Consider the following 22,399-nt stretch of genomic DNA (forward strand, 5'->3'; position numbering starts at 1 on the left):
GTCCCGTCGTCGGGCGCGGGCGAGGCGTGACATGAGCACACAGGCGGCGCGTCGTCGTCCGGGCGCTTCCTCCGGCCCGGGTTCCCGGCCGCCGGCGCGCCGTCGTCCCACCCGACGTCCGACGCGGGCCGAGCTGTACCGGCGCAAGGTGGTCCGCCGCCGCGTCGGCGCGATCCTCGCGATGCTCGTGGTGACCGTCGTCGTCTGCACGGTCTGGTTCACGCCCGCGCTCGGCGTCCGCGAGGTCGAGGTGCGCGGCGTGGCCAACCTGACCGGCGACGAGGTCCGCACGGCCGCCGCGATCGAGCCGGGCACGCCCCTGGTGCGGCTGGACGTCGACGCGGTCGCCGCCCGGGTCCGGGAACTGCCGCGCGTGGCCGGCGTCGAGGTCGAGCGGGTCGTGCCTGGCACCGTGCGGCTCACCGTGGACGAGCGGGAACCGGTCGCGGTGATCATCGCGCCCGACGGCGCGCACCTGGTCGACGTGACCGGCAAGGACTACGCGACCGTCGTGCAGCCGCCCGCCGGCCTGCCGGAGCTGAAGGTGTCCGCGGACGCGGTCGCCGCGGCGGTGTCCGTGCTCACGCAGGTGCCCGGGGCGTTGCGGGAGGACGTGCTCGGCGTCACCGCGGACTCGCCTTCGGACATCCGGCTCATGCTGAGCGGCAGCCGTGAGGCCCGCTGGGGCTCGTCCGCCGACACCGTCCGCAAGGCCGCCGTGCTCGACGTGCTGATGACCCGCAAAGGCACCGTGTTCGACGTGTCCAGCCCCGAACTGCCCACGGTGTCGTGAACCCGGTCCCGTGAAGGGGGCCGGTAAACCCGGTGACGTGGTGAAACCCGCCACACGAGGTATCCGGGAAAGTCGATCGTCCGGGCGTGGTCGCGCGGTGATACTTCCGGTATGACGCAGACGCCGGTGGACAACCGGATCGAACTCCCGTACACCGGCGACGAACGCGCCCTGCTGTCGGGTTTCCTCGACTTCCTGCGCGGGACGATCGAGTTCAAGTGCGCCGGGCTGTCCGACGACGACGCCGCGCGATCGGTGCTCCCGTCGCAGCTCAACACGGCCGCGGGCATCGTCAAGCACCTGCGGTGGGTCGAGCACTACTGGTTCGAGGTGGCGCTGGCCGGCCGGCCTTCGCGCGCCCCCTACACCCGCGAGGACCCGGACGCCGATTGGCGCGTCGAGCCGGGCGAGACGATCTCGGGATTGATCGCCGACTACGCTGAGCAGTGCACGGCGAGTCGGGAACTCGTCGCGGGCCTCGACCTCGACCACGAGGTGGCGTTCCGCGGCGACAAGCGGCTTTCGGTGCGCTGGGTGCTGATCCACATGATCGAGGAAACGGGTCGGCACGCGGGGCACCTGGACGTGGTGCGGGAACTGCTCGACGGGGTGACCGGCGAGTAGAGACCGCTCACCCGGTCAGGACACAACACGGCGTGGCTGCTGGACCGAGGCATTCGCGATGCATAACGTCCAGCAGGAACATACGGGGTTGACATAACTCTGAACCTCTGGTTGAGAGTTTCAATCCGGGTGGAGATCCGTCCGGGCTGTGACACCGGTGGTCATCCACTCCAGCACATGAGCACGGACACGATCAGGAAGGCGGACCGATGACGCCCCCGCACAACTACCTCGCGGTGATAAAGGTCGTCGGCATCGGCGGTGGCGGTGTCAACGCCGTCAACCGCATGATCGAGGTCGGGCTCAAGGGCGTCGAGTTCATCGCGGTGAACACCGACGCCCAGGCGCTGCTCATGTCGGATGCCGACGTGAAGCTCGACATCGGCCGCGAACTCACCCGCGGCCTCGGTGCAGGCGCCAACCCCGAAGTCGGCCACAAGGCCGCCGAAGACCACCGCGAGGAGATCGAGGAAGTCCTCAAGGGCGCGGACATGGTGTTCGTGACCGCCGGCGAGGGCGGTGGCACGGGCACCGGTGGCGCGCCCGTGGTCGCCTCGATCGCCCGCAAGCTCGGCGCGCTGACCATCGGTGTGGTCACGCGACCGTTCTCGTTCGAGGGCAAGCGCCGCGCCAAGCAGGCCGAGGAAGGCATCCAGGCCCTGCGCAACGAGTGCGACACCCTCATCGTGATCCCGAACGACCGGCTGCTGCAGCTCGGCGACATCGGCGTCTCGCTGATGGACGCGTTCCGCTCCGCGGACGAGGTGCTGCTGTCCGGTGTCCAGGGCATCACCGACCTGATCACCACGCCCGGTCTGATCAACCTGGACTTCGCCGACGTCAAGTCGGTCATGTCCGGCGCGGGCAGCGCGTTGATGGGCATCGGCTCGGCCCGAGGCGAGGGCCGAGCGGTCCAAGCCGCCCAGAAGGCGATCAACTCGCCGTTGCTGGAAGCCTCGATGGAGGGCGCGCACGGCGTGCTGCTCTCGATCGCCGGTGGCAGCGACCTCGGGCTGTTCGAGATCAACGAGTCGGCTTCGCTGGTGCAGGAAGCCGCGCACCCCGACGCGAACATCATCTTCGGCACGGTCATCGACGACTCGCTCGGTGACGAGGTCCGGGTGACGGTGATCGCGGCGGGTTTTGACAGTGGCGGGCCGACGCACAAGAAGCTGGAGCCGCAGGCTCTGTCCAGCCCGCCGCGTGGCACGCCCGTGGCCTCGGCCGCCGCGGGTCAGGTGAACCACAACCCGCAGCCGCAGCCGGTGCCGCAGGTCCAGCAACCGCCGCCCGTGCACCAGCACCAGCCGCAGCCGCAGCCCGTGCAGCAGGTGGAGCAGCCGGTGCCGCCGCGGCCGACCGTGCCGCAGCAGCCGCAGTCCGGCCAGGGCAACGGCCAGTCCCCGTACGCCGCGCCGCAGCCGACCATGCCGAGGTCGCTGTCGCCGGGCGTGCCGGGGAGCACCAGCGGGTCGTTGCCGAGCCGGGCCGTGCCGGTGACGGACGACCCCGACGACGAGGTCGACGTGCCGCCGTTCATGCGTCGCTGACCCCGCGAGTCGAACACCCAGGACCCCCGAGTTCAACGCTCAGGACGGCCGATCGGCCGTCGAGAGCGTCGGACCCGGGGGTTTTGCGCGTTCGACACGCCCGACCTGAACGGCGAATTCCGAGGTCCCGGAGGCTCGACTCGCGGGACCCGGGAGTTCGGCACGCGGGGTCTGGGAAGCTTGGGTGGTGCGCATCCGTCGTGTCCTGACCACCCGCGAAGGCGGCGTGTCGAAACCCCCCTACGACTCCTTCAACCTCGGCGACCACGTCGGTGACGACCCGGCGGCCGTCGAGGCCAACCGGCAGCGGCTCGCCGAGGGGATCGGGCTCGAACCGGACCGGCTGGTCTGGATGGAGCAGGTGCACGGCCGCACGGTCGGCGTCGTGGACGGGCCGGTGAGCGAGCCGCTGGAGGCCACCGACGCCGTCGTCACGACCCGGGAGCGGCTCGGCCTGGTCGTGCTGACCGCCGACTGCGTGCCGGTGCTGCTCGGCGACCCCGAGGCGGGCGTGATCGCCGCCGTCCACGCCGGACGCGTCGGCGCACGGGTCGGCGTCGTCCCGGCGACCCTGGACCGCATGGTCGAGCTGGGCGCGCGGGTGGACCGCGTCGAGGTCCTGCTCGGCCCGGCGGTCTGCGGCCAGTGCTACGAGGTGCCCGCCGCGATGCGCGACGACGTCGAGAAGCACCTGCCCGGCAGCGCGTCCAAGACCCGCGCCGGCAAGCCCGCCCTGGACCTGCGCGCGGGCCTCTGGCAGCAGCTCGCCGACGCGGGCGTGGGCCGGATCGGGGTCGACCCGCGCTGCACGGTCGAGGAGAAGTCCCTGTTCAGCCACCGCCGCGACCCGGGGACGGGACGGCTGGCGGGCGTCGTCTGGATGGAGCCGTGAACCGGCGCGAGGAGCTGGCCCTGTCACTCGCGGAGGTCAGGGAACGCATCGCCAAGGCGTGCGCGGCCGTCGGAAGATCACCCGATGAGGTCGACTTGCTGGCCGTCACGAAGACCTTCCCGGCGCAGGACGTGGCCATCCTGAGCGACCTCGGCCTCACCGCCTTCGCCGAGAACCGCGACCAGGAGGCGAGCCGCAAGACCGCCGAGTTCGCCGAACTGCGGCCGGACGCCGCGGCGAAGTGGCACATGGTCGGCTCGCTCCAGCGGAACAAGGCCAAGTCCGTCCTCCGCTGGGCCGACCGGATCGACACCGTCGACTCGGTCCGGCTCGCCGACGCCATCGCCAAGGCCGCGACCGAGCCGACCGAGGTGCTGGTCCAGGTCAGCATCGACGGTGACGAGACCCGCGGCGGTCACCCGATCGGTGACCTTCCGCGACTGGCCGATCACGTAGCACGTTCAGGTGAACTTATTTTTCGAGGTGTGATGACCGTCGCACCCCTCGGGATGTCTCCACAGCAGGCGTTTGCCGCTCTATACGAAGCGGTAACCCGCTTGCGGGTCGATCATCCCGATGCCACCGTGATCTCGGCGGGGATGAGCGGTGACCTGGAGGATGCGATAGCGCACGGTTCCACGTGCGTGCGTGTCGGAACAGCGTTGCTGGGCAGCCGGAGACTAGCCTCGCCGTAACTGTCTGGAACCTCTGGGACGGCCGCGACGTCCTTCGGGTAGGGATCTCGGCGGAGGAAGGGCTCGAGCCATGAGCGGGTTTCACAAGCTGAAGGCCTACTTCGGGATGGTTCCCGCCGAGTACGCCGACGACCCGGCCGCCTACGACGACGACCGGCGCTACGCGGACTACCGGTCCGACTACGCCGACCCGGAAGAGTACGAGACCTACCCGGAGCAGCGCACCGCCCGTCGCCGCTCGTTCAACGGCTACCGCGCCGAGCTGGACGACGGGGACGACTTCGAGCCGGAGCGCGGCGCCCGCCCGCGTCGGCCGTGGAGCCCGGACACGCACGGCGCACTGGCCGTGGAGCCGCAGCGCGAGCCCGTGGGCAGGCTGCGGCCCGCCCCGGAGCCCGCCGGCAACCCGCTCGCCCGCATCACCACGCTGCATCCGCGCAGCTACAACGAGGCGCGGACGATCGGGGAGCACTACCGCGACGGCACGCCGGTGATCATGAACCTCACCGACATGAACGACGCGGACGCCAAGCGGCTGGTCGACTTCGCGGCCGGTCTGGCGTTCGCGCTGCGCGGCTCGATCGACAAGGTCACCAACAAGGTGTTCCTTCTCTCACCCCCGAACATCGACGTCACAGCGGAGGACCGCAGGCGACTCGCGGAGGGCGGGTTCCTCAACCAGGGCTGAGTGGTGGCACAGTTGAGCATGTGGATGCCCTCTGGCTCGTGGTCTACTACGTGTTGTTCTCGTTCTGGCTGCTGCTCACGGCGCGTGTCGTCGTGGAGCTCGTCCGTAGTTTCGCCAGGGGATGGCGGCCTGCGGGCGGGGTCGCGGTGGCGCTTGAGACCGTCTACACCGTGACCGATCCTCCGGTCCGCTTGCTGCGTCGGATCATCCCGACGGTGCGGATCGGCGGCATCGGTCTGGACTTGTCCATTATTGTGCTGTTGCTGGTCGTTATCATTCTGATGCGAGTAGCCGATCCCAGGTGAGGGGACCAGGGATGTCCACAGCCCAGGAGTGCGTGAGGTGATCTGATGCCGTTGACCCCCGCGGACGTGCACAACGTCGCGTTCAGCAAGCCGCCGATTGGCAAGCGGGGCTACAACGAGGACGAGGTGGACGCGTTCCTCGACCTGGTTGAGGGCGAACTGGCCCGCCTGATCGAGGAGAACAACGACCTGCGCCAGCAGGTCGAGCAGCTCGACCAGCAGGTCGAGACCGCGCGTGCCGACCTCGAAGACGCCCGGGCGAAGGTTGCCGCGGGCGTCGGCCCGAGCCGCGTCGTGGACGAGCCCCGCAGGCTCGCTCCGGTGCCGCCCCCTTCGGCGCTGGAGCAGACATCGCCCGGCGGTGGTGGTGACCACCACGTCCAGGCCGCCAAGGTGCTCGGCCTGGCCCAGGAGATGGCCGACCGGCTCACCGGCGAGGCCAAGGCCGAGGCCGACGGGATGCTGTCGGAGGCCAGGACCAAGTCGGAGCAGTTGTTGTCCGAGGCGCGGTCCAAGGCCGACACGATGGTCAACGAGGCGCGCACGCGTGCCGAGACCATGCTGAACGACGCGCGGACCCGCGCCGAGACGTTGGAGCGGCAGGCCCGTGAGAAGGCCAGCGCGCTCGACCGCGACGCGCAGCGCAAGCACGCCGAGGTGATGGGCAACATCACCCAGGAGAAGAACACGCTCGAGAAGCAGATCGACAAGCTGCAGACCTTCGAGCGCGAGTACCGCACGAGGCTCAAGACGATGCTCGAGTCGTCGCTGCGCGACCTGCAGGACCGCGGCCCCGCCGCGCCGTCCGACGGCCGTCAGCAGGGTGGGTACTCGTTCGGGGCGCGCGCCGAAGCCGGCTGATCGGCGTTGCTGATCTAGTCTGCTCGACGTGCTCTACACAGTCCTGCTGTTGGTGCTGGCAGCCCTGGGGTTGCTCGTGCCCGCGCTCACCAGCGCCCAGACGCACTGGGCCTGGTTGTCCGTGGGTGCGAGCGGGGCCGCTGCCGTGGTCCTGGTGCTCGACTGGTGGCTTCGCCGCCGGTCGGGCCCCCAGGCTGCCGGCGCCGCAGTTGTTGATCACCAGGTTAGCGCCGGCGATCAACACGAGGTGCCGCGGGGCACCGAGGGCGAAACCCCGGAAAGTCCACCCGATCAGGCACATCTCGAACCTGGCGAGGAGGACACGGACGCGGCCGACGCCTTGATCGTGAGCGAGCTCACGGACGAGGTGCGGGTGCTGGACGAGCGTCCTCGCTACCACCTCGCCGACTGCTCCTGGCTCGCCTCACGGGCGTCGCTGGGCCTGCCGGTCGACGAGGCGCGCCAACTGGGCTTCACGCCGTGCGCGGTGTGCCGCCCGGACGCCGGCCTCGCCGCCCGCAAGCGGACCGCGGACCGGTCGGAAGCCGACTGAGTCCCGCTGCACGGGATCGCGTGCGCGGAGGACGCCCCTGCTCGGCAACGGGTCGGGAGGCCCTTCCGAGGGGAACGGCTCAAAGTGGTTTGCGCGGTTCGGCTACCCTGGGTGGCAGCACGGCGTTGATCCGGCCATCACCGGGGAGCCTCCGGAAGAACGGGCGCGAGCCCCAGTAGAACCGGACGGGAGCGGCCCGTCACAGCCGTCGAAGAGAGGCCAGTGCCTTCGCGCCCTGGCAAGCGGGGTGGTACCGCGGTGCGCCTGACCGGCGTGTCGTCCCCGTGAGCCGGTTGGACGCACGCGAGGAGCAGCACGATGGCCTACCCGAAGGCAGGCGAGGGTTCCGTTCCCTCCCAGCCGTCCTTCCCCGCCCTCGAGGAGGGTGTCCTCGACTTCTGGAAGTCCGACCGGACGTTCCAGGCCTCGATCGACGCCCGCCCGGCCGGGGAGAACGGGGCGAACGAGTTCGTCTTCTACGACGGCCCGCCGTTCGCCAACGGCCTGCCGCACTACGGCCACCTGCTCACCGGCTACGTCAAGGACGTCGTCCCGCGCTACCAGACCATGCGCGGCAAGCACGTCGAGCGCCGCTTCGGCTGGGACACCCACGGCCTGCCCGCCGAGGTGGAGGCGGAGAAGCAGCTCGGGTTCTCGTCCAAGAGCGAGATCGAGGCGTTCGGGATCGAGAAGTTCAACGAGGCCTGCCGCACCTCGGTGCTCCGCTACACCGGCCAGTGGCGCGACTACGTGACCCGGCAGGCCCGCTGGGTGGACTTCGACAACGACTACAAGACCCTCGACCTGGACTACATGGAAAGCGTCATGTGGGCCTTCAAGACCCTGTGGGACAAGGGCCTGGTCTACGAGGGCTTCCGGGTGCTCTGGTACTGCTGGCGCTGCGAGACGCCGCTGTCCAACACCGAGACCAAGATGGACGACACCTACCGGGACCGGCAGGACCCGGCGGTGACCGTCGGCCTGCGCCTGGAGACCGGCGAGCTGGCCCTGGTCTGGACGACCACGCCGTGGACGCTGCCGTCGAACCTGGCCGCCGCCGTGCACCCGGACGTCGACTACGTGACCGTCGAGGCGAACGGCGAGCGCTACCTGCTCGCCGAGGCCCGCGTGCCCGCGTACGCCCGCGAGCTGGGCGAGGAGCCGCCGGTCGTGGCCCGGTACAAGGGCGCCGACCTGGTGGGGCGCAAGTACGCGCCGCCGTTCGACTTCTTCGTCGGCCGGGAGAACGCGCACCAGGTGCTGGCCGCCGACTACGTCACCACCGAGGACGGCACGGGCATGGTGCACATCGCGCCCGCGTTCGGTGAGGAGGACAAGGCCGTCACCGACGCGGCGGGCATCGAGGTCGTCGTGCCGGTCGACGCGCACGGCCGGTTCACCGCCGAGGTGCCGCCGTACGAGGGGCTGCAGGTCTTCGAGGCCAACAAGCCGATCATCCGCGACCTGAAGGAAGCGGGCCTGCTGCTGCGGCACGAGACCTACGACCACCCGTACCCGCACTGCTGGCGGTGCGACAACGCGCTGATCCAGCGCGCCGTGTCGTCGTGGTTCGTCGCGGTCTCGCGGTTCAAGGACCGCATGGTCGAGCTGAACCAGCAGATCAACTGGGTGCCCGAGCACATCAAGGACGGCCAGTTCGGCAAGTGGCTGGAGAACGCCCGCGACTGGAACATCTCCCGCAACCGGTTCTGGGGCTCGCCGATCCCGGTGTGGGTGTCGGACGACCCGGCGTACCCGCGGGTGGACGTCTACGGCTCGCTGGACGAGCTGGAGCGCGACTTCGGCGTGCGCCCGACCGACCTGCACCGGCCCACGATCGACGACCTGACCCGGCCGAACCCGGACGACCCGTCCGGGAAGTCCGTGATGCGGCGGGTGCCGGAGGTGCTGGACTGCTGGTTCGAGTCCGGCTCGATGTCGTTCGCCCAGGTCCACTACCCGTTCGAGAACGCGCAGTGGTTCGAGGACCACTACCCGGGCGACTTCATCGTCGAGTACAACGGCCAGACGCGCGGCTGGTTCTACACCATGCACGTGCTGGCCACGGCGCTGTTCGACCGGCCCGCGTTCCGCAACTGCGTGGCGCACGGGATCGTGCTGGGCGACGACGGGCAGAAGATGTCCAAGTCGCGCCAGAACTACCCGGACGTCAACGAGGTGTTCCACCGCGACGGCTCGGACGCCATGCGCTGGTTCCTGATGGCGTCGCCGATCCTGCGCGGCGGCGACCTGGTGGTGACCGAGCGCGGCATCCGCGACGCGGTGCGGCAGGCCGTGCTGCCGCTGTGGAACTCCTGGTACTTCCTGGCCCTGTACGCCAACGCGGACGGGGTCGAGGGGCAGTGGCGGACGTCGTCGGAGCACGTGCTGGACCGGTACGTGCTGGCGAAGACGCACGACCTGGTGGCCGGGGTGACGGCGCAGCTGGACGTGTACGACATCTCGGGCGCGTGCGCCTCGATCCGGGAGTTCCTGGAGGTGCTGACCAACTGGTACGTGCGGCGTTCGCGCGACCGGTTCTGGTCCGGCGACCAGGACGCGATCGACACGCTGCACACCGTGCTGGAGGTCGTGTGCCGGGTGGCGGCGCCGCTGCTGCCGCTGACCGCGGAGTCGGTGTGGCGCGGGTTGACCGGCGGCCGGTCGGTGCACCTGGCCGACTACCCGTCGGCGGCGGACCTGCCCGCGGACGACGCCCTGGTGGCCGCGATGGACCAGGTGCGGCAGGTGGCGTCCACGGCGTTGTCGCTGCGGAAGTCGAACAAGCTGCGGGTGCGGTTGCCGTTGGCGAAGCTCGTGATCGCCTCGGGCGAGGTGGCGCAGCTGGAGGCGTTCACCGGGATCCTGCGGGACGAGGTGAACGTCAAGGAGGTCGAGCTCACCACGGACGTGGACGCGCACGGCCACTTCCAGCTGGCGGTCAACGCGCGTGCCGCCGGTCCCCGCCTCGGGCCGGACGTGCAGAAGGTCATCAAGGCCGTCAAGGCGGGTGACTGGCAGGAGGTGGACGGTCGCGTCGTGGCCGCCGGGATCGAGCTGTTCCCGGAGGAGTACGAGCAGCGGCTGGTCGCCACCGACCAGGGCGCGACGGCGGCGCTGCCGAACAGCGGCGGGCTGGTCGTGCTGGACACCGCGGTGACGGAGGACCTGGCGGCCGAGGGCGTGGCCCGCGACCTGGTGCGCGTGGTGCAGCAGGCGCGCAAGGACGCCGGGCTGGACGTGTCGGACCGGATCGCGCTGACGGTGCAGCTGCCGGCGGCGGTGGCGGACGCGGTGCGCCGGTTCGAGGCGTTCGTGAAGGAGGAGACGCTCGCCGAGTCGGTCGAGCACGGCGAGGTCGCCGAGGGCTCGGACGGCGTGGTCGGCGAGGGCCAGAAGGTCCGGGTCGCGGTCGTCCGCGCCTGACCCGTCCCGGGTCGAACGGGCCGGCTTTGCTCCATTTCCCGCCGGCGGGAATTCCCATCCCGCCGGCGGAAACGCTTTTCCGGGCCCTTCCCCGCTTTCCGGCCGATTCCTCGGTCATTCGGAGTCGGGTGGCTGCTCCTTCCCGGTGCGGGCGGTGCGCCTTTCGCACTACACTGGCGCCCGTGGTGGCCGCGGCACCGGGAAAGGGGGTTGTCGGTCCCCTCGCGCGTCCATGATCCTGCTGATCGGAAGATTCCTTCCGGACAGTACGGTCAGCGTGTGGGGGAACGGTGTTCACAACTGGTGGAACTTCGCGTGTCAGACGTGTCGCGGTAGTGGCCGCGGGGATTGTCGTCGCAGCGGCGGTGGCCGCGCTGCCGTCGGCGGCGGACACGTCGGAGTCCTTGCCGGACAAGGTCAGGTCGGCGTTGGGAGGTGTTCCCTCGGTGACACAGGACAAGAACGTCGCGCCACCCGGTGGCGGTGCGACGCCCGATTCGAAGACAACCCGCCAGCAGCCGCTGCTCAGGCTGGTGGAGCAGGTCGCGAACGCACCGGACCGCACGGGTTACGTGGACGCGAAGATCGACGTCGACCGGCTCGCGGTCACGTTCTTCTGGCACGGTGACGTGCCCACGGCGGTGCGGGAGCTGGTGGCCGCCGAGAAGGGCGCGGGCATCGCGGTCGAGTTCAAGGACGTGCCGTACACGCTGGAGGAACTGCACGCGGAGTCGCGGCGGATCCTCGAGACCTACGAGCCGGCCGTCACGGCGGCGCCCAACGACGACTACACGGGCCTCAAGGTGGGCGTCGACCCCGCGGTGGTCTCGGTCGCGTCGGCGCGCATCGAGAGCATGATGGCGATCGAGGTGTTCGAGAGGGGGAAGCGCGAGCGTGCCGTGCGCTATGCCGATTCAGCCCCTTTCTGGGGCGGCGCCCTCCTGATCGACCGGACGCAGACTAGTATCTGCTCGGCCGGGTGGGCCGTCGACCTGCCCGATGGCGGCACGGGCGCCGTTACCGCGGAACACTGCTTCAGCCCGGACGGATTCTGGATGGCGGGCGTCTCCGACCGGGTTTACGGGATTTCGGTCGACGACGATTACCAATCCGACTCCCGGCTGCTGGTGGGGCCCGGGTACAGCCCCGTCCTCTACACCGGGGCCTGGGATTCGTCGATGGGCACCGGAAAGCAGGTGCACGCGTGGAGCCAGGCGGTCGAAGGTGAATACGTGTGCCACGGCGGCGCGCTTTCCGGCGAGGTGTGCAATGACGTCCTCGTGTACGAGACCGGGGTCTGGTACGACTACCCCGAAGGTGTCGTGGGGCCCGGTTTCGAGACGCTCAAGCAGTCGCGCATCGGCTCGGCGGGCAACGGTGACAGCGGTGGCCCGACCTATCGGCCCCGGACCAGCGACGGGCTCGACAAGGCCGTCATCCTCGGCATGATCGAGAGCATCGACACGTTCTACGAGGACGACTGCCAGGGCCTGCCGGCCGGTGACGGGCGGACGTGCTCGCTGATGGTCTTCAGCGTCGACGTCAACGCCATCAACGAGGCCCTCGGGGTGGTGCCCAGCACCCAGTGACACCGCGCCGCGCGAGCGACGTGAGCGGGGTGGCAGGTCGAGGCCTGCCACCCCGCTCGGCGCGAGGATCGGGTGTCAGCGCACGTCGTCCCGTTCCAACCGGGCCTTCAGCTGGTTCAGGCAGCGGCCCCGGGTGGGGCCGATCGAGCCGCGCGGCATGGACAGGGCCTCGGCCACGGCCCGGTACTCGGCCCGGCCCGCCAGGACGGTCAGGCGCAGCAGCTCCTGGCAGCGCCGGGACATCGCGTTGAACGCGTGCCAGAGCCGCCGGTCGCGGTCGTCGCGCAGGGCTTCCGGCTCCGGCAGCCACCGGTCGTCGGGCATGTCGAGGGCTGAGTCGGTGGACAGGGCCGGGCGGCCGTTGAGGTCGCGCCAGGCGCGTTGCGCCTCCCGGCGGGTGGCGACGATCAGCCAGCCCGCGACGGCCTTCGGGTCGGCCAGCCGGTCCAGGTGCCGCAGCAGGCTCAGCCACACCGTCTGCACGACGTCCTCGGCGGTGGGCTGGTCCAGGCCGTTGCCCCTGGCCACGTGCCACACCAACGGCGTCAGCTCGGCGACCAGGGAGTCCAGCGCCGCCCGTGAACCGGACCGCGCGGCCTGCACCAGGGCGGCCTGCCGCTCGTACCGGGACGCCTGCGCCATGATCGCCGCCACGCCGAGGTCGTCCGTGCCGGGGTCCTCCGGGATGGCTTCGGCCAGTTCGGCGCGCAGGTGGTCGAGTCGGGGATCCAGCTCGTCGGTCATGACGTCTCCTTCCCGCGCTGGGAGCCGCGCACCCGTCGCTCCTCGTTGCCGACCCGCTCGCTGACCCGCGCCCGCGCCTGCGACACGTACCGCCGCACGGACGCGCGCCGACAGCCCAGCACGTCGGCGATCTCGTCGTCGTCGAAGTCCCAGAACCGCAGGACCAGCGCGGTGCGCAGGTGGTCCGGCAGGTTCGCGACCGCCGCCAGCGTGCTGACCAGCTCGTGCCACGCCTCGGCGTCCCGCTGCTTGGGCACCAGGATCCGGTACGTGCCGCGCTGCCGGGCGAGGACCTCGTCGGTGAGGTCGCCCGGCCGCTCCCGCCGACGGGCCTGGTCCACCAGCAGGTTGCGGATCGTCTTCACCAGCCAAGCACGTCGGGCGCCGGGAGCGATCACCGGCCAGTTCCGCCACGCGCCGACGAACGCCTCCTGGACCGCCGACTCGTGGTCCAGGTGGGGTGACATCACGGCCGCGAAGCGGAACAGCCGGGTGCGCTCCCGGTGGTAGAAGTCGCTGAAGGTGGCCGCGTGGTCGTCGGGATCCTCCGGCGTCACGAACCCTCCCCCCTCCGGTCCCGTACCGGGTAGACGGACGAGACCGGAGGTTGTGGAGGAAATCCGGTCGGGGGCCACCGCTGCGACGGCCGCGGCCGGGCTTCCATTCGATAGCGTATGGGGACATGGCACGGCGGACGCGCGACGACTGGACCGAGGTGGCCCTGCGGGCGCTGGTCGAGGGCGGGGTCGCGGCGGTCGCGGTGGAACCGCTCGCGGCGCGCATCGGGGCGACCAAGGGCAGCGCCTACTGGCACTTCCCCAACCGGGAAGCCCTGCTCAAGGCCACCCTGGAACGCTGGGAGCGCGAGCACACCGAGGCCGTGATCGAGCTCGTCGAGTCGGTGTCGGAGCCGTCGGAGAGGCTGCGGCTGCTGTTCGCCACCGTGCTGGAGGACGTCGAGCACAGCGCGGTCGAGCTGGCCATGCTCGCGGCCAAGGACGACCCGGCGGTGGCGCCGGTGCTCGGCCGCGTCACGGAGCGCCGCATCGGCTACTTGGAGGAGCTGTTCGTCGGTTTGGGCTTTGCCGCCGACGTCGCGCGCCGGCGGGCCGTGCTCGCCTACTCGGTCTACCTGGGGCAGGCCCAGCTGCTGGCGGCCGGCCCGCACCTGGTGCGGGCGCGGCGGGCGTTGGTGGAGGAGACGTTGACCCTGGTGCTGTGCCGTGGCTGACGCCTTCCGGTTCTCGATCAGGGTCAAGCCGGGCGCGAAGCGCGAGGCCGTCGGCGGCCGGTGGGGTGACGGCGCGCTGGTCGTCGCGGTCGCCGCGCCCGCCGTGGAGGGCAAGGCGAACGAGGCCGTCCGCAAGGCGCTGGCCAAGGCGTTCGGCGTGCGCAGGCAGGACGTCGAGGTGGTCGCGGGCGAGCGCGGCCGGGACAAGGTCGTGCGGGTCGACCCCGCCCCGGCCGGCGCCGCCGAGCTGCTGGCGCGGCTGCTGGACGGCTAGGCCGCCAGCGTCCACAGGGTGTGCGCGATGGCGTCGGTGTGGCGGTCGAGCGCGGTCGCGTTCACGTTCGACGAGGTGTCGCACGAGCGGTGGTAGCAGCGGTCGAACGCGACACCGGCCGAACCGCCCCACTTCTGCGCCTGGGCGGAGGTCTTGATGCCCTCGGCGCCGGTGAACGTGCCGCCGACCGGGATGCCCGCCCGCGCGAACGCGGCGTGGTCGGACCGCCCGCCCACGCTGGTCAGCTCGGTCGGCACGCCGATCGAGCCGAAGTAGCCCTGGAGCGTCTGCTGGAGCCGCAGGGAGCCCGACGGCTGGCCGGACGCGCTGTAGACGAAGTAGCCCGGGTTCGGCGAGCCGATCATGTCGAAGTTGAGGTAGGCGTCGATCCGGGAGCGGTCCGTTGTGGACAGCGAGTTCACGTAGTACGTCGAGCCGACCAGGCCCAGCTCCTCCGCGCCCCACCAGGCGAAGCGCAGGTGCTTGGTCGGCTGGAAGCCGGTGGACCGCACGGCCAGCGCGACCTCCAGCAGCCCGGCCGAGCCGGTGCCGTTGTCGTTGATGCCCGGGCCCGCCGACACGCTGTCGAGGTGGCCGCCGAGCATGACCACGTTGTTCAGGTCGCCGCCCGGCCAGTCGGCGATCAGGTTGTAGCCGGTGGCGCCGTTGCTGGTGAACGACTGCATCCTGGTGGTGAACCCGGCGGCGTCCAACTTGGACTTCACCCAGTTCACCGAGGCCAGGTAGCCCGGACGGCCGTGCGCCCGGTTGCCGCCGTTCGAGGTGGCGATGCTCTGGAGCTGGGCCAGGTCGGCCTGCACGGCGGAGACCGGGATGTTCGGCCCGGCCAGGGCGGAGGGCGGCGCGGCGGTGGCCGGGCCGGTGCCCGAGCCGAGGAGCGCGCCGGTGGTGACCAGCGCGATGGAGATCGTTCGCAGCTTCACGGTGACTCCAGCAGGGAGGTGCGGGGACGTGGAGGTGACCGGGGGCGGCGGACCCTGTCGTCAACATGCACGGTTTCGCATGGTTCCCGCTAGCGACGTTCGGCTGGTGACGCTGCGTGCGGTGCCGGATTCGTCCATTTCGGTATCACCGGGGAGAATGACCCCGTCGGGTGACGCAGCGGCGGCGTGGAGGTCGAGTGGGCGATGTGACGGGCTACTTGGGCATAGCCGCCGCGGTCCTGCTGCTCTCGGTCATCGCGGTCAGGGTGTCGATCCGGCTCGGTCTGCCGTCCCTCCTGCTCTACCTCGGCATCGGGGTGCTGCTCGGCGAAGCCGTGGTGGGCATCCAGTTCGAGGACGCCGACCTGACCCGCTCGCTCGGCACGGTGGCGCTCGTGCTGATCCTCACCGAGGGTGGTCTCACCACCCGGTGGAGCGCGGTGAAGCCCGCGCTCGGCCTCGGCATCGCGCTGTCGACGGTCGCCGTCGGCGTGAGCATCGCGGTCACCGGGTTCGCGCTGCACTTCCTGCTGGACATGGACTGGCGCACGGCGCTGCTGTGGGGCGCCGTGCTGTCGTCCACCGACGCGGCGGCCGTGTTCAGCGTGTTGCGCGGGGTGGGCGTCGGCAAGCGGCTCATCGGCTCGCTGGAACTGGAGTCCGGCATCAACGACGCGCCGGTCTACATCGCCGTCGTGCTGCTCGCCGCGCCGGACCCGATCACGTGGACCGCGCCGCTGCTGATGGGCTACGAGCTGATCGCGGGCGGGGTGATCGGGATCGTGCTCGGCTGGCTCGGCGGCGTCGGCCTGCGCCGGGCCGCGCTGCCCGCCACCGGCCTGTACCCGCTGGCCACGGTCGCGGTGTGCCTGCTCGCCTACACCGTCGGCGACCTCGCGCACGCGTCCGGCTTCCTGGCCGTCTACATCGCCGCCCTCGTGCTCGGCAACGCCCGCCTGCCGCACCGGGCGGACACCCTGTCGTTCGCCGAAGGGCTGGGCTGGATCGCGCAGATCGGCCTGTTCGTGCTGCTCGGCCTGTACGCGTCGCCGGGACGGCTGCTCGACGCGCTGGTGCCCGCGCTGGTGGCGGGCGCGGTGCTGGTGCTGCTGGCCCGGCCGCTGTCGGTGGCGTTCGCGGCGCTGCCGTTCCGGGTGCCGTGGCGGGAGCAGGTGTTCATCTCGTGGTCCGGGCTGCGCGGGGCCGTGCCGATCGTGTTCGCCCTGATCCCGCTGATCCAGGGCGTGCGCGGGGCGCAGCAGCTGGTGGACGCGGTGTTCGTGCTGGTCGTGGTGCTGACCGTGGTGCAGGGCACGAGCCTGCCGTGGCTGGCCAAGTGGCTGGGGCTGGTCAAGTCCGGCGAGGCGCACGAGGTGCAGGTCGACTCGTCGGCGCTGGACGACCTGGGCGCGGAGCTGCTCCAGGTCCGCATCCAGCCCGGCTCCAAGCTGCACGGCGTGTACCTGTCCGAGCTGCGGCTGCCGCCGGGCTCGTCGGTGAGCCTCGTGGTGCGGGACGCGAACGGCTTCACGCCGCAGCCGACGACCCGCTTGCAGGAGCACGACCAGCTGCTGGTGGTGTGCACCGAGGCCATGCGCACGGCGACCGAGCGCCGCATCCGCGCCGTGGACCGGGCGGGTCGGTTCGCGCGCTGGAAGGGCGACGTCGGTCTGCCGTGACGTGCCCGGGACGGCTCGTGACGTCCCGCGCCGGCCCCGTCGTGACGCCCCAGGATCGCGACGCCGGCCCCGCCGTGGCGCTCCCAGGATGTGAACGCCCCTCGACGGGGACGCGCGGGCTGGGTTAGCTTCGGGGCGAAGGTCATGAGTGCCAGCGCTAAGCCCAGGCTTGCTGGCCGGCAACCCTCCTACCGCGGTGGGGTGCCCCTGGTGAGGACCTGGCCTGGCGCGCAGGGCGCCCGGCAAGCGCGGGCTCCCTCTCCGGTGGGGTGTCCCCGGACCCCCGGAGGGCGTCATGACGATCGCAGTTCCCCTCACCACCACCGTCGCGGCTCTGCCCCGTGTGGTCGGCGCGTCGCTGCGCGTGCCGCTGGTCACCGGTGAGCGCGTCGAGTACGCCAACCTCGACCACGCGGCCAGCGCGCCGTGCCTGGAGCAGGTCCGCGACGCCGTGGACGAGGTGCTGCCCTGGTACGCCAGCGTGCACCGGGGCGCGGGCTTCGCCTCGCAGGTCAGCACCAAGGTCTACGAGCAGGCCCGCTCGTCGGTCCGGCGGTTCCTCAACGCCCGCGACAGCGACGCCGTGGTGTTCGCCCGCAACACCACCGACGCGCTGAACCTGCTGGCCAGGAGCCTGCCGAAGCACACCGCCGTGATCCTCTTCGACACCGAGCACCACGCCGCGCTGCTGCCGTGGCGCGGCCCGAACGTGCGTCGCCTGCGCACGCCGGCCTCGCCCGCCCAGGCGGTGCTGGAGCTGGACCGGGCGCTGCGCGCGGCGCCGGTCGGCCCGCGGCTGGTCGTGGTGACCGGCGCGTCCAACGTGACCGGCGAGATCTGGCCGGTGGCCGAGCTGGCCCGGGTGGCCCGCCGGCACGGCGCCCGGATCGCCCTGGACGCCGCCCAGCTCGCGCCGCACCGGCCGGTGGACGTGCGTGCGCTGGACGTCGACTACACCGTGCTCTCGGGGCACAAGATCTACGCCCCGTTCGGCGCGGGCGTGCTGGTCGGCCGGTCCGACTGGTTGCAGGCCGCCGAGCCGTACCTGGTGGGCGGTGGTGCGACGGCCCGCGTCACCGACCACGGCGACCGGCTGGGCGTGGCCTGGTCGGCGGTGCCCGAGCGGCACGAGGCGGGCACGCCGAACGTGGTGGGCGTGCACGCGCTGGCCGTGGCGTGCGACGTGCTGGGCAGGCACTGGGAGCAGACCACCGAGCACGAGCGCGTGCTGCTGGCGCGGCTGCGCGAGGGCCTGAAGACCGTGCCCGGCGTGCACGAGCTGACGCTGTTCGGCTCGGACCAGGACCGGGTGGGTGTGGTGAGCTTCACCGTCGGTGGCCAGGACGCCGGTTACCTGGCCGCCGCGCTGTCCGCCGAGCACGGCATCGGCGTGCGTGACGGCGCGTTCTGCGCGCACGTGGCCGTGCACCGGCTCGCCCACGGCGAACGCGCGCTGCGCGCGTCGATCGGGCTGGGCACCACCGAGGAGCACGTGGACCGGTTCGTGGCCGCGTTGCGCGCGCTCGTGGTCGAGGGCTCGCGGTGGGAGTACGAGGTCCGGGAGGGTCGTTGGGCGCCGCTGGACGACCAGCGCGCGCTCCCGCCGTTCCTGCGCTGACTCCGATGCTGGACAATGGCCCGGTGAGCACCGATCCCAACACCGAGCCGGACACGCCGGACCAGCCGGACGCACCGCTGCCGAAGCGACGGGTCCTGCTGCTGGCCGTCATCGCGCCGCTGGTGTTGGCGCTCGACCTGGTCAGCAAGATCATCGCGGTGGACAAGCTGGAGGGGCGCGAGCCGATCGAGCTGTTCGGCGGCCTGCTCTACCTGCCGCTGATCCGCAACACCGGCGCCGCGTTCGGCCTGGCCGAGGGCTGGACGGTGATCCTCGCCCTGATCGCCTCCGGCGTGGTCGTGTTCATCCTGTGGATCGCGCGCCGGCTGCGGTCGGTCGGCTGGGCCATCGGCCTCGGCCTGGTCCTGGGCGGCGCGATGGGCAACCTGGTCGACCGGATCTTCCGCGGCCCCGGCCCGCTGCGCGGCGGCGTGGTCGACTTCATCTCGGTGCTCGACCCGTGGGGCAACTTCTTCCCCGTGTTCAACCTGGCGGACTCCGCCATCTGCGTGGGCGGCGGCGTGATCGTGCTGATGGCGTTGCTCCAGCGCGACTACGACGGCACCCGCGTGGAGAAGAAGTCCAGCGAGAAGAAGGCGGGCGCATGAGCGAGCTTGCGAGCGAGTCATTCAACGCAGCCGGCCCCGCTCTTGCCACGCCGAGCGTCAGCGAGGTGTGCGCATGAGCGGCGACTACCGGTCCCTTCCGGTGCCGGACGGCTTGGACGGGATGAGGGTCGACGCCGGTCTGGCCAAGCTCCTCGGCCTGTCGCGGACCGTGGTGGCGGCGTTGACCGAATCGGGTGACGTCGTGCTCGACGGGCAGCCCGCCGGCAAGTCGGACCGCCTGGTCGCGGGCTCCGTGCTGGAGATCACCCTCCCCGAGCCGGAACGCCCGGTGCAGGTGCAGGCCGTGCCCGTGGAGGGCCTGGTGGTCCTGCACGAGGACGACGACGTGATCGTGGTCGACAAGCCGGTCGGCGTGGCCGTGCACCCCAGCCCCGGCTGGACCGGTCCGACCGTGGTCGGCGGCCTGGCCGCGGCGGGCGTCCGGATCGCCACGTCGGGCGCCGCCGAGCGCCAGGGCGTCGTGCACCGGCTGGACGTCGGCACGACCGGCGTCATGGTGGTGGCCAAGAGCGAGCACGCGTACTCGGCGTTGAAGCACGCGTTCAAGGAGCGCACGGTCGACAAGCTCTACCACGCGCTCGTGCAGGGCCACCCGGACCCGATCAAGGGCACCATCGACGCGCCGATCGACCGGCACCCCAAGCACGACTACAAGTTCGCCGTGATGGCGAACGGCAAGCCGAGCATCACGCACTACGAGGTGGTGGAGGCGTTCCGCGCCGCGTCGCTGCTCGACGTGCACCTGGAAACCGGTCGCACGCACCAGATCCGGGTGCACTTCTCCGCGTTGCGGCACCCGTGCGTCGGCGACATCACCTACGGCGCGGACCCGGTGCTGGCCAAGCGCCTCGGCGTCACCAGGCAGTGGCTGCACGCCCGCACGCTCGGCTTCCACCACCCGGCCGACAACCAGTGGGTGTCGTTCACCAGCGAGTACCCCGACGACCTCGCCGCCGCCCTGGAATTCCTGCGCGCAGAGGGATATTGAGCCGTCCGGGGCGAAACACTTGCGCCCAGCGCGTGACCTCGGACATATCGCTTTCCCCGGATCGTTTGGCTTGCGAAGCTTTTGCCAGACGAGCACTGGGGGTTGGCGATGGACAACAGGTCCCGACTGGTGGTGCTGCTGGGCACCCTGTGCCTGCTCGGCCCGCTCTCGATCGACACCTACCTGCCCGCGTTCCCGGGCATCGCGGCGGAGTTCGGCTCGACCGAGTCGCAGATCCAGCTGTCGCTGACCACGTTCATCATCGGTCTGTCGGTCGGGCAGCTGCTCGTGGGCCCGCTGTCGGACTCGTGGGGCAGGCGGCGTCCGCTGCTGGTCGGGATCGGCAGCTACGTCGTGACCTCGCTGTTCTGCGCGGTGGCGCCCAGCGCGCTCGCGCTCTCCGGCCTGCGGCTGCTGCAAGGGCTCGGCGTGGCGGCCGGGTTCGTGGTCGCGATGGCGGTGGCGCGCGACCGGTTCGAGGGTCTCGCGATGGCGCGGTTCATGTCGTTGATGATGCTGGTCAACAGCCTGGGGCCGGTGGCGGCCCCGGTGCTGGGCGGTCAGCTGCTGAGGTTCACCAGTTGGCGCGGCACGTTCATCGCGCTCGCGTTGATCGGGTTGGCCCTGCTGATCGCCCTGGCCGTGGGCCTGCCGGAGACGTTGCCGCGGAACAAGCGGCGGCCGGCGAACCTGCTGCTCACGATCAAGGTGTTCGGCGGGCTGCTGGCCGACCGCAAGTTCGTCGGCTACGCGCTGGCGTCGGCGCTGGCGCTGGGCTCCCTGTTCGGCTACGTCGCCGGGGCGTCGTTCGTGCTCCAGGGCGTGTACGGGTTGAGCCCGCAGCAGTTCAGCCTGGTGTTCGGCGCGAACTCGGTGGCGATCGTCCTGGCGGGGCTGCTCAACACCAGGCTGACGGGCCGGATCATGCCGCGTCCGCTGCTCAAGATCGGGCTGGCGGGTGCGGCGACCGGTGGGATCGGGTTGCTGGTGGGCGGGCTCGTCGGCGGCGGGCTGGCGACGTTCCTGCCACCGCTGTTCGTGCTGACGATGAGCGTCGGCCTGCTCATGCCGAACGCCGGGTCGCTGGCGATGGCGCGGCACCCGGAGGCGGCGGGCAGCGCGTCGGCCGTGCTGGGCGTGACGACGTTCATGGTCGGTGGCCTGATGGCGCCGCTGGTCGGCGCGGGCGGTTCGGCGAGCGTGCTGCCGATGGTGACCGTGATGGCGGGCGCGACAATCCTGGCCGTGATCCTGTTCGCCGTCCTGACCAGGGGCGACGTGGGCATCACCCGGGACACCGAACCGACCGCCCGCCGCGAGCCCGACACCCAGCACGCGTGAGCCCGACGTCGGACACGCGGGCCGGTCAGTCGTCGATGGTCCAGACCAGGGTGTTCAGGTCGGTCTCGGGGCGGGAGCTCCAGCGCACCGAGAAGATCACGGTGTCCTCGGGCAGCACGTAGACGGTGTGGCCGCCGGCCGTCTCGCCCGGCTGCACGCCGATCTTGTGCGGCGGCCGGGACGACAGCGACACCGGCGCCTTGCCGACCGTCTCACCCTTGTTGGTCATCAGCACGAGGTACATGTCGGGCAGCGCGTTGAACGGCACCTGGCCGATGTTCGCCAGCTCCGTGTGCACGACCACGGCCCGCTCGCCGTCGGCCAGCTTGTACCCGGCCGCGGTGAACAGGAAGTCCGCCGGGTCGACCACCTCGACCAGCTGGATGGTGAACCGGGCGCCCTCCAGGCCCTCGGTCTCCAACGTGCTGCCGATCTTGCCGGTGCGCGAGCGCGGCGCGGGCGCCTGGTCGCCGCGAGCCCAGCCGGACGTGCCCGGCACGCCCCACGTGCTGACCGGCTCCGGCACGCGCACCGGACCGGACGCCGCGGGCTGCGGACCGGTCTGCGGCTGCGCCGGGAACGGGGTGCTCGGCGGCCCCTGCGGACCGGGGTAGCCGGGGTAGGAGCCGGACGGCGTGCCCTGCACCGTGCCCGGCGCCGGCGGGTACGGCCCGCTCGGCGTGCCGCGGGCGGCCTGGCCGCCGGGCCCCGAGTAGTTGCCCCACGCCACGCTGTTGGCCAGCGCCTTGCGGATGCCGTTCGGGTCGCACTCCACGCCGACGAGCAGCGGCAACCCGCTGCCGGACAACGTGATCAGCCGGGTGGCGGCCTCCCGGGGGTCCATGCCCAGCCGTGCGGCCACCTCGTGCACGGCGGCACGACCCATCTCGGCGATCATGGCCAGGAGACGGGCGTCGACGGGGTCCGGCGCTACCACACCTCGAACGCTACCCGCCTGGGGAGATCTTCGCGGCA

Annotated in this window: 22 protein-coding genes and 1 riboswitch; of the genes, 18 read left to right on the top strand and 4 right to left on the bottom strand. The window is 71.3% G+C overall.

Annotated features, from left to right (window positions below; translation table 11 throughout):
* Positions 1-31: 31 nt before the first annotated feature.
* From ABTZ99_RS01690 to ABTZ99_RS01740, 11 genes are all read left to right on the top strand, one after another.
* On the top strand, positions 32-793 hold the full coding sequence (locus ABTZ99_RS01690; RefSeq protein ID WP_499607338.1) for a cell division protein FtsQ/DivIB: 762 nt from the start codon (positions 32-34) through the stop codon (positions 791-793).
* A 111-nt stretch (positions 794-904) separates the two neighbouring features.
* The gene (locus tag ABTZ99_RS01695) at positions 905-1,417 is read left to right on the top strand and encodes a DinB family protein (protein WP_499607341.1); all 513 of its coding nucleotides are present in this window, start codon (positions 905-907) and stop codon (positions 1,415-1,417) included.
* 209 nt (positions 1,418-1,626) lie between these two features.
* Positions 1,627-2,967 carry a cell division protein FtsZ gene (gene ftsZ, locus ABTZ99_RS01700; protein ID WP_499607344.1) on the top strand — a complete coding sequence of 447 codons (1,341 nt, stop codon included), beginning with the start codon at positions 1,627-1,629 and terminating at the stop codon, positions 2,965-2,967.
* Positions 2,968-3,154: 187 nt separating this feature from the next.
* Positions 3,155-3,859, top strand: coding sequence for a peptidoglycan editing factor PgeF (gene pgeF / locus ABTZ99_RS01705; RefSeq protein WP_499607347.1), 705 nt, complete (start codon positions 3,155-3,157; stop codon positions 3,857-3,859).
* Positions 3,856-4,554, top strand: coding sequence for a YggS family pyridoxal phosphate-dependent enzyme (locus ABTZ99_RS01710; RefSeq protein ID WP_498781743.1), 699 nt, complete (start codon positions 3,856-3,858; stop codon positions 4,552-4,554). The genes pgeF and ABTZ99_RS01710 overlap by 4 nt, the downstream gene beginning before the upstream one ends.
* A 70-nt stretch (positions 4,555-4,624) precedes the next feature.
* Positions 4,625-5,242, top strand: a complete 618-nt coding sequence (locus ABTZ99_RS01715) for a cell division protein SepF (RefSeq protein ID WP_498781741.1) — start codon at positions 4,625-4,627, stop codon at positions 5,240-5,242.
* Between the two features lie 20 nt (positions 5,243-5,262).
* Positions 5,263-5,547: a YggT family protein gene (locus tag ABTZ99_RS01720; RefSeq protein WP_033437765.1), complete on the top strand. Its 285-nt coding sequence runs from the start codon at positions 5,263-5,265 to the stop codon at positions 5,545-5,547.
* Between the two features lie 45 nt (positions 5,548-5,592).
* On the top strand, positions 5,593-6,408 hold the full coding sequence (gene wag31 / locus ABTZ99_RS01725; protein ID WP_106613404.1) for a DivIVA-like cell division protein Wag31: 816 nt from the start codon (positions 5,593-5,595) through the stop codon (positions 6,406-6,408).
* A gap of 28 nt (positions 6,409-6,436) precedes the next feature.
* Positions 6,437-6,961 carry a hypothetical protein gene (locus ABTZ99_RS01730; RefSeq protein WP_498781739.1) on the top strand — a complete coding sequence of 175 codons (525 nt, stop codon included), beginning with the start codon at positions 6,437-6,439 and terminating at the stop codon, positions 6,959-6,961.
* Between the two features lie 318 nt (positions 6,962-7,279).
* Positions 7,280-10,387, top strand: a complete 3,108-nt coding sequence (ileS, locus tag ABTZ99_RS01735) for an isoleucine--tRNA ligase (protein ID WP_498781737.1) — start codon at positions 7,280-7,282, stop codon at positions 10,385-10,387.
* Positions 10,388-10,752: 365 nt separating this feature from the next.
* Positions 10,753-11,976: a chymotrypsin family serine protease gene (locus ABTZ99_RS01740; RefSeq protein ID WP_499607353.1), complete on the top strand. Its 1,224-nt coding sequence runs from the start codon at positions 10,753-10,755 to the stop codon at positions 11,974-11,976.
* 75 nt (positions 11,977-12,051) lie between these two features.
* Here ABTZ99_RS01740 and ABTZ99_RS01745 read toward each other — a convergent pair whose 3' ends face one another.
* Both ABTZ99_RS01745 and ABTZ99_RS01750 read right to left on the bottom strand, forming a co-directional pair.
* A complete protein-coding gene (locus ABTZ99_RS01745; RefSeq protein ID WP_498781783.1) occupies positions 12,052-12,618 on the bottom strand; it encodes an RNA polymerase sigma factor in 567 nt (188 codons plus the stop codon).
* Positions 12,619-12,716: 98 nt separating this feature from the next.
* Positions 12,717-13,277 (bottom strand): RNA polymerase sigma factor, encoded by a 561-nt coding sequence (locus ABTZ99_RS01750; protein WP_498781734.1) that lies wholly within the window; start codon positions 13,275-13,277, stop codon positions 12,717-12,719.
* Between the two features lie 125 nt (positions 13,278-13,402).
* On the opposite strand from ABTZ99_RS01750, the gene ABTZ99_RS01755 reads away from it, so the two are divergent.
* Positions 13,403-13,951, top strand: a complete 549-nt coding sequence (locus tag ABTZ99_RS01755; protein WP_498781732.1) for a TetR/AcrR family transcriptional regulator — start codon at positions 13,403-13,405, stop codon at positions 13,949-13,951.
* Complete coding sequence (locus ABTZ99_RS01760) at positions 13,944-14,225, top strand: DUF167 domain-containing protein (RefSeq protein ID WP_498781731.1); 282 nt, start codon at positions 13,944-13,946, stop codon at positions 14,223-14,225. Before ABTZ99_RS01755 ends, ABTZ99_RS01760 begins: the two co-directional genes overlap by 8 nt.
* Here the strand turns inward: ABTZ99_RS01760 and ABTZ99_RS01765 are convergent.
* Positions 14,222-15,169, bottom strand: a complete 948-nt coding sequence (locus ABTZ99_RS01765; protein ID WP_499607358.1) for a M28 family metallopeptidase — start codon at positions 15,167-15,169, stop codon at positions 14,222-14,224. The two genes, ABTZ99_RS01760 and ABTZ99_RS01765, sit on opposite strands and share 4 nt — an antisense overlap.
* A gap of 197 nt (positions 15,170-15,366) precedes the next feature.
* Between ABTZ99_RS01765 and ABTZ99_RS01770 the strand changes: the two genes are divergently transcribed.
* From ABTZ99_RS01770 to ABTZ99_RS01790, 5 genes are all read left to right on the top strand, one after another.
* On the top strand, positions 15,367-16,848 hold the full coding sequence (locus ABTZ99_RS01770; protein WP_498781728.1) for a potassium/proton antiporter: 1,482 nt from the start codon (positions 15,367-15,369) through the stop codon (positions 16,846-16,848).
* Positions 16,849-16,988: 140 nt separating this feature from the next.
* A riboswitch (SAM riboswitch) is annotated at positions 16,989-17,103 on the top strand.
* Positions 17,104-17,143: 40 nt separating this feature from the next.
* Positions 17,144-18,466, top strand: coding sequence for an aminotransferase class V-fold PLP-dependent enzyme (locus ABTZ99_RS01775; RefSeq protein ID WP_498781727.1), 1,323 nt, complete (start codon positions 17,144-17,146; stop codon positions 18,464-18,466).
* A gap of 23 nt (positions 18,467-18,489) precedes the next feature.
* Complete coding sequence (lspA, locus tag ABTZ99_RS01780; RefSeq protein WP_498781726.1) at positions 18,490-19,074, top strand: signal peptidase II; 585 nt, start codon at positions 18,490-18,492, stop codon at positions 19,072-19,074.
* A gap of 73 nt (positions 19,075-19,147) precedes the next feature.
* On the top strand, positions 19,148-20,083 hold the full coding sequence (locus ABTZ99_RS01785) for an RluA family pseudouridine synthase (RefSeq protein WP_498781724.1): 936 nt from the start codon (positions 19,148-19,150) through the stop codon (positions 20,081-20,083).
* Between the two features lie 108 nt (positions 20,084-20,191).
* Positions 20,192-21,424 carry a multidrug effflux MFS transporter gene (locus ABTZ99_RS01790; protein WP_499607364.1) on the top strand — a complete coding sequence of 411 codons (1,233 nt, stop codon included), beginning with the start codon at positions 20,192-20,194 and terminating at the stop codon, positions 21,422-21,424.
* A 25-nt stretch (positions 21,425-21,449) separates the two neighbouring features.
* Here ABTZ99_RS01790 and ABTZ99_RS01795 read toward each other — a convergent pair whose 3' ends face one another.
* A complete protein-coding gene (locus ABTZ99_RS01795) occupies positions 21,450-22,361 on the bottom strand; it encodes an AsnC family protein (RefSeq protein ID WP_499607367.1) in 912 nt (303 codons plus the stop codon).
* Positions 22,362-22,399 lie beyond the last annotated feature (38 nt).

The organism is Actinosynnema sp. NPDC002837 (genome assembly GCF_040295345.1).
GTDB lineage: Bacteria > Actinomycetota > Actinomycetes > Mycobacteriales > Pseudonocardiaceae > Actinosynnema.

Bases quoted from the DNA above. Each gene is read 5' to 3' on its own strand.
- ABTZ99_RS01690 (WP_499607338.1), top strand. From the start codon at position 32: ATGAGCACACAGGCGGCGCGTCGTCGTCCGGGCGCTTCCTCCGGCCCG.
- ABTZ99_RS01695 (WP_499607341.1), top strand. From the start codon at position 905: ATGACGCAGACGCCGGTGGACAACCGGATCGAACTCCCGTACACCGGC.
- ftsZ (WP_499607344.1), top strand. From the start codon at position 1,627: ATGACGCCCCCGCACAACTACCTCGCGGTGATAAAGGTCGTCGGCATC.
- ABTZ99_RS01715 (WP_498781741.1), top strand. From the start codon at position 4,625: ATGAGCGGGTTTCACAAGCTGAAGGCCTACTTCGGGATGGTTCCCGCC.
- wag31 (WP_106613404.1), top strand. From the start codon at position 5,593: ATGCCGTTGACCCCCGCGGACGTGCACAACGTCGCGTTCAGCAAGCCG.
- ileS (WP_498781737.1), top strand. From the start codon at position 7,280: ATGGCCTACCCGAAGGCAGGCGAGGGTTCCGTTCCCTCCCAGCCGTCC.
- ABTZ99_RS01745 (WP_498781783.1), bottom strand. From the start codon at position 12,618: ATGGCGCAGGCGTCCCGGTACGAGCGGCAGGCCGCCCTGGTGCAGGCC.
- ABTZ99_RS01755 (WP_498781732.1), top strand. From the start codon at position 13,403: ATGGCACGGCGGACGCGCGACGACTGGACCGAGGTGGCCCTGCGGGCG.
- ABTZ99_RS01775 (WP_498781727.1), top strand. From the start codon at position 17,144: ATGACGATCGCAGTTCCCCTCACCACCACCGTCGCGGCTCTGCCCCGT.
- ABTZ99_RS01785 (WP_498781724.1), top strand. From the start codon at position 19,148: ATGAGCGGCGACTACCGGTCCCTTCCGGTGCCGGACGGCTTGGACGGG.
- ABTZ99_RS01790 (WP_499607364.1), top strand. From the start codon at position 20,192: ATGGACAACAGGTCCCGACTGGTGGTGCTGCTGGGCACCCTGTGCCTG.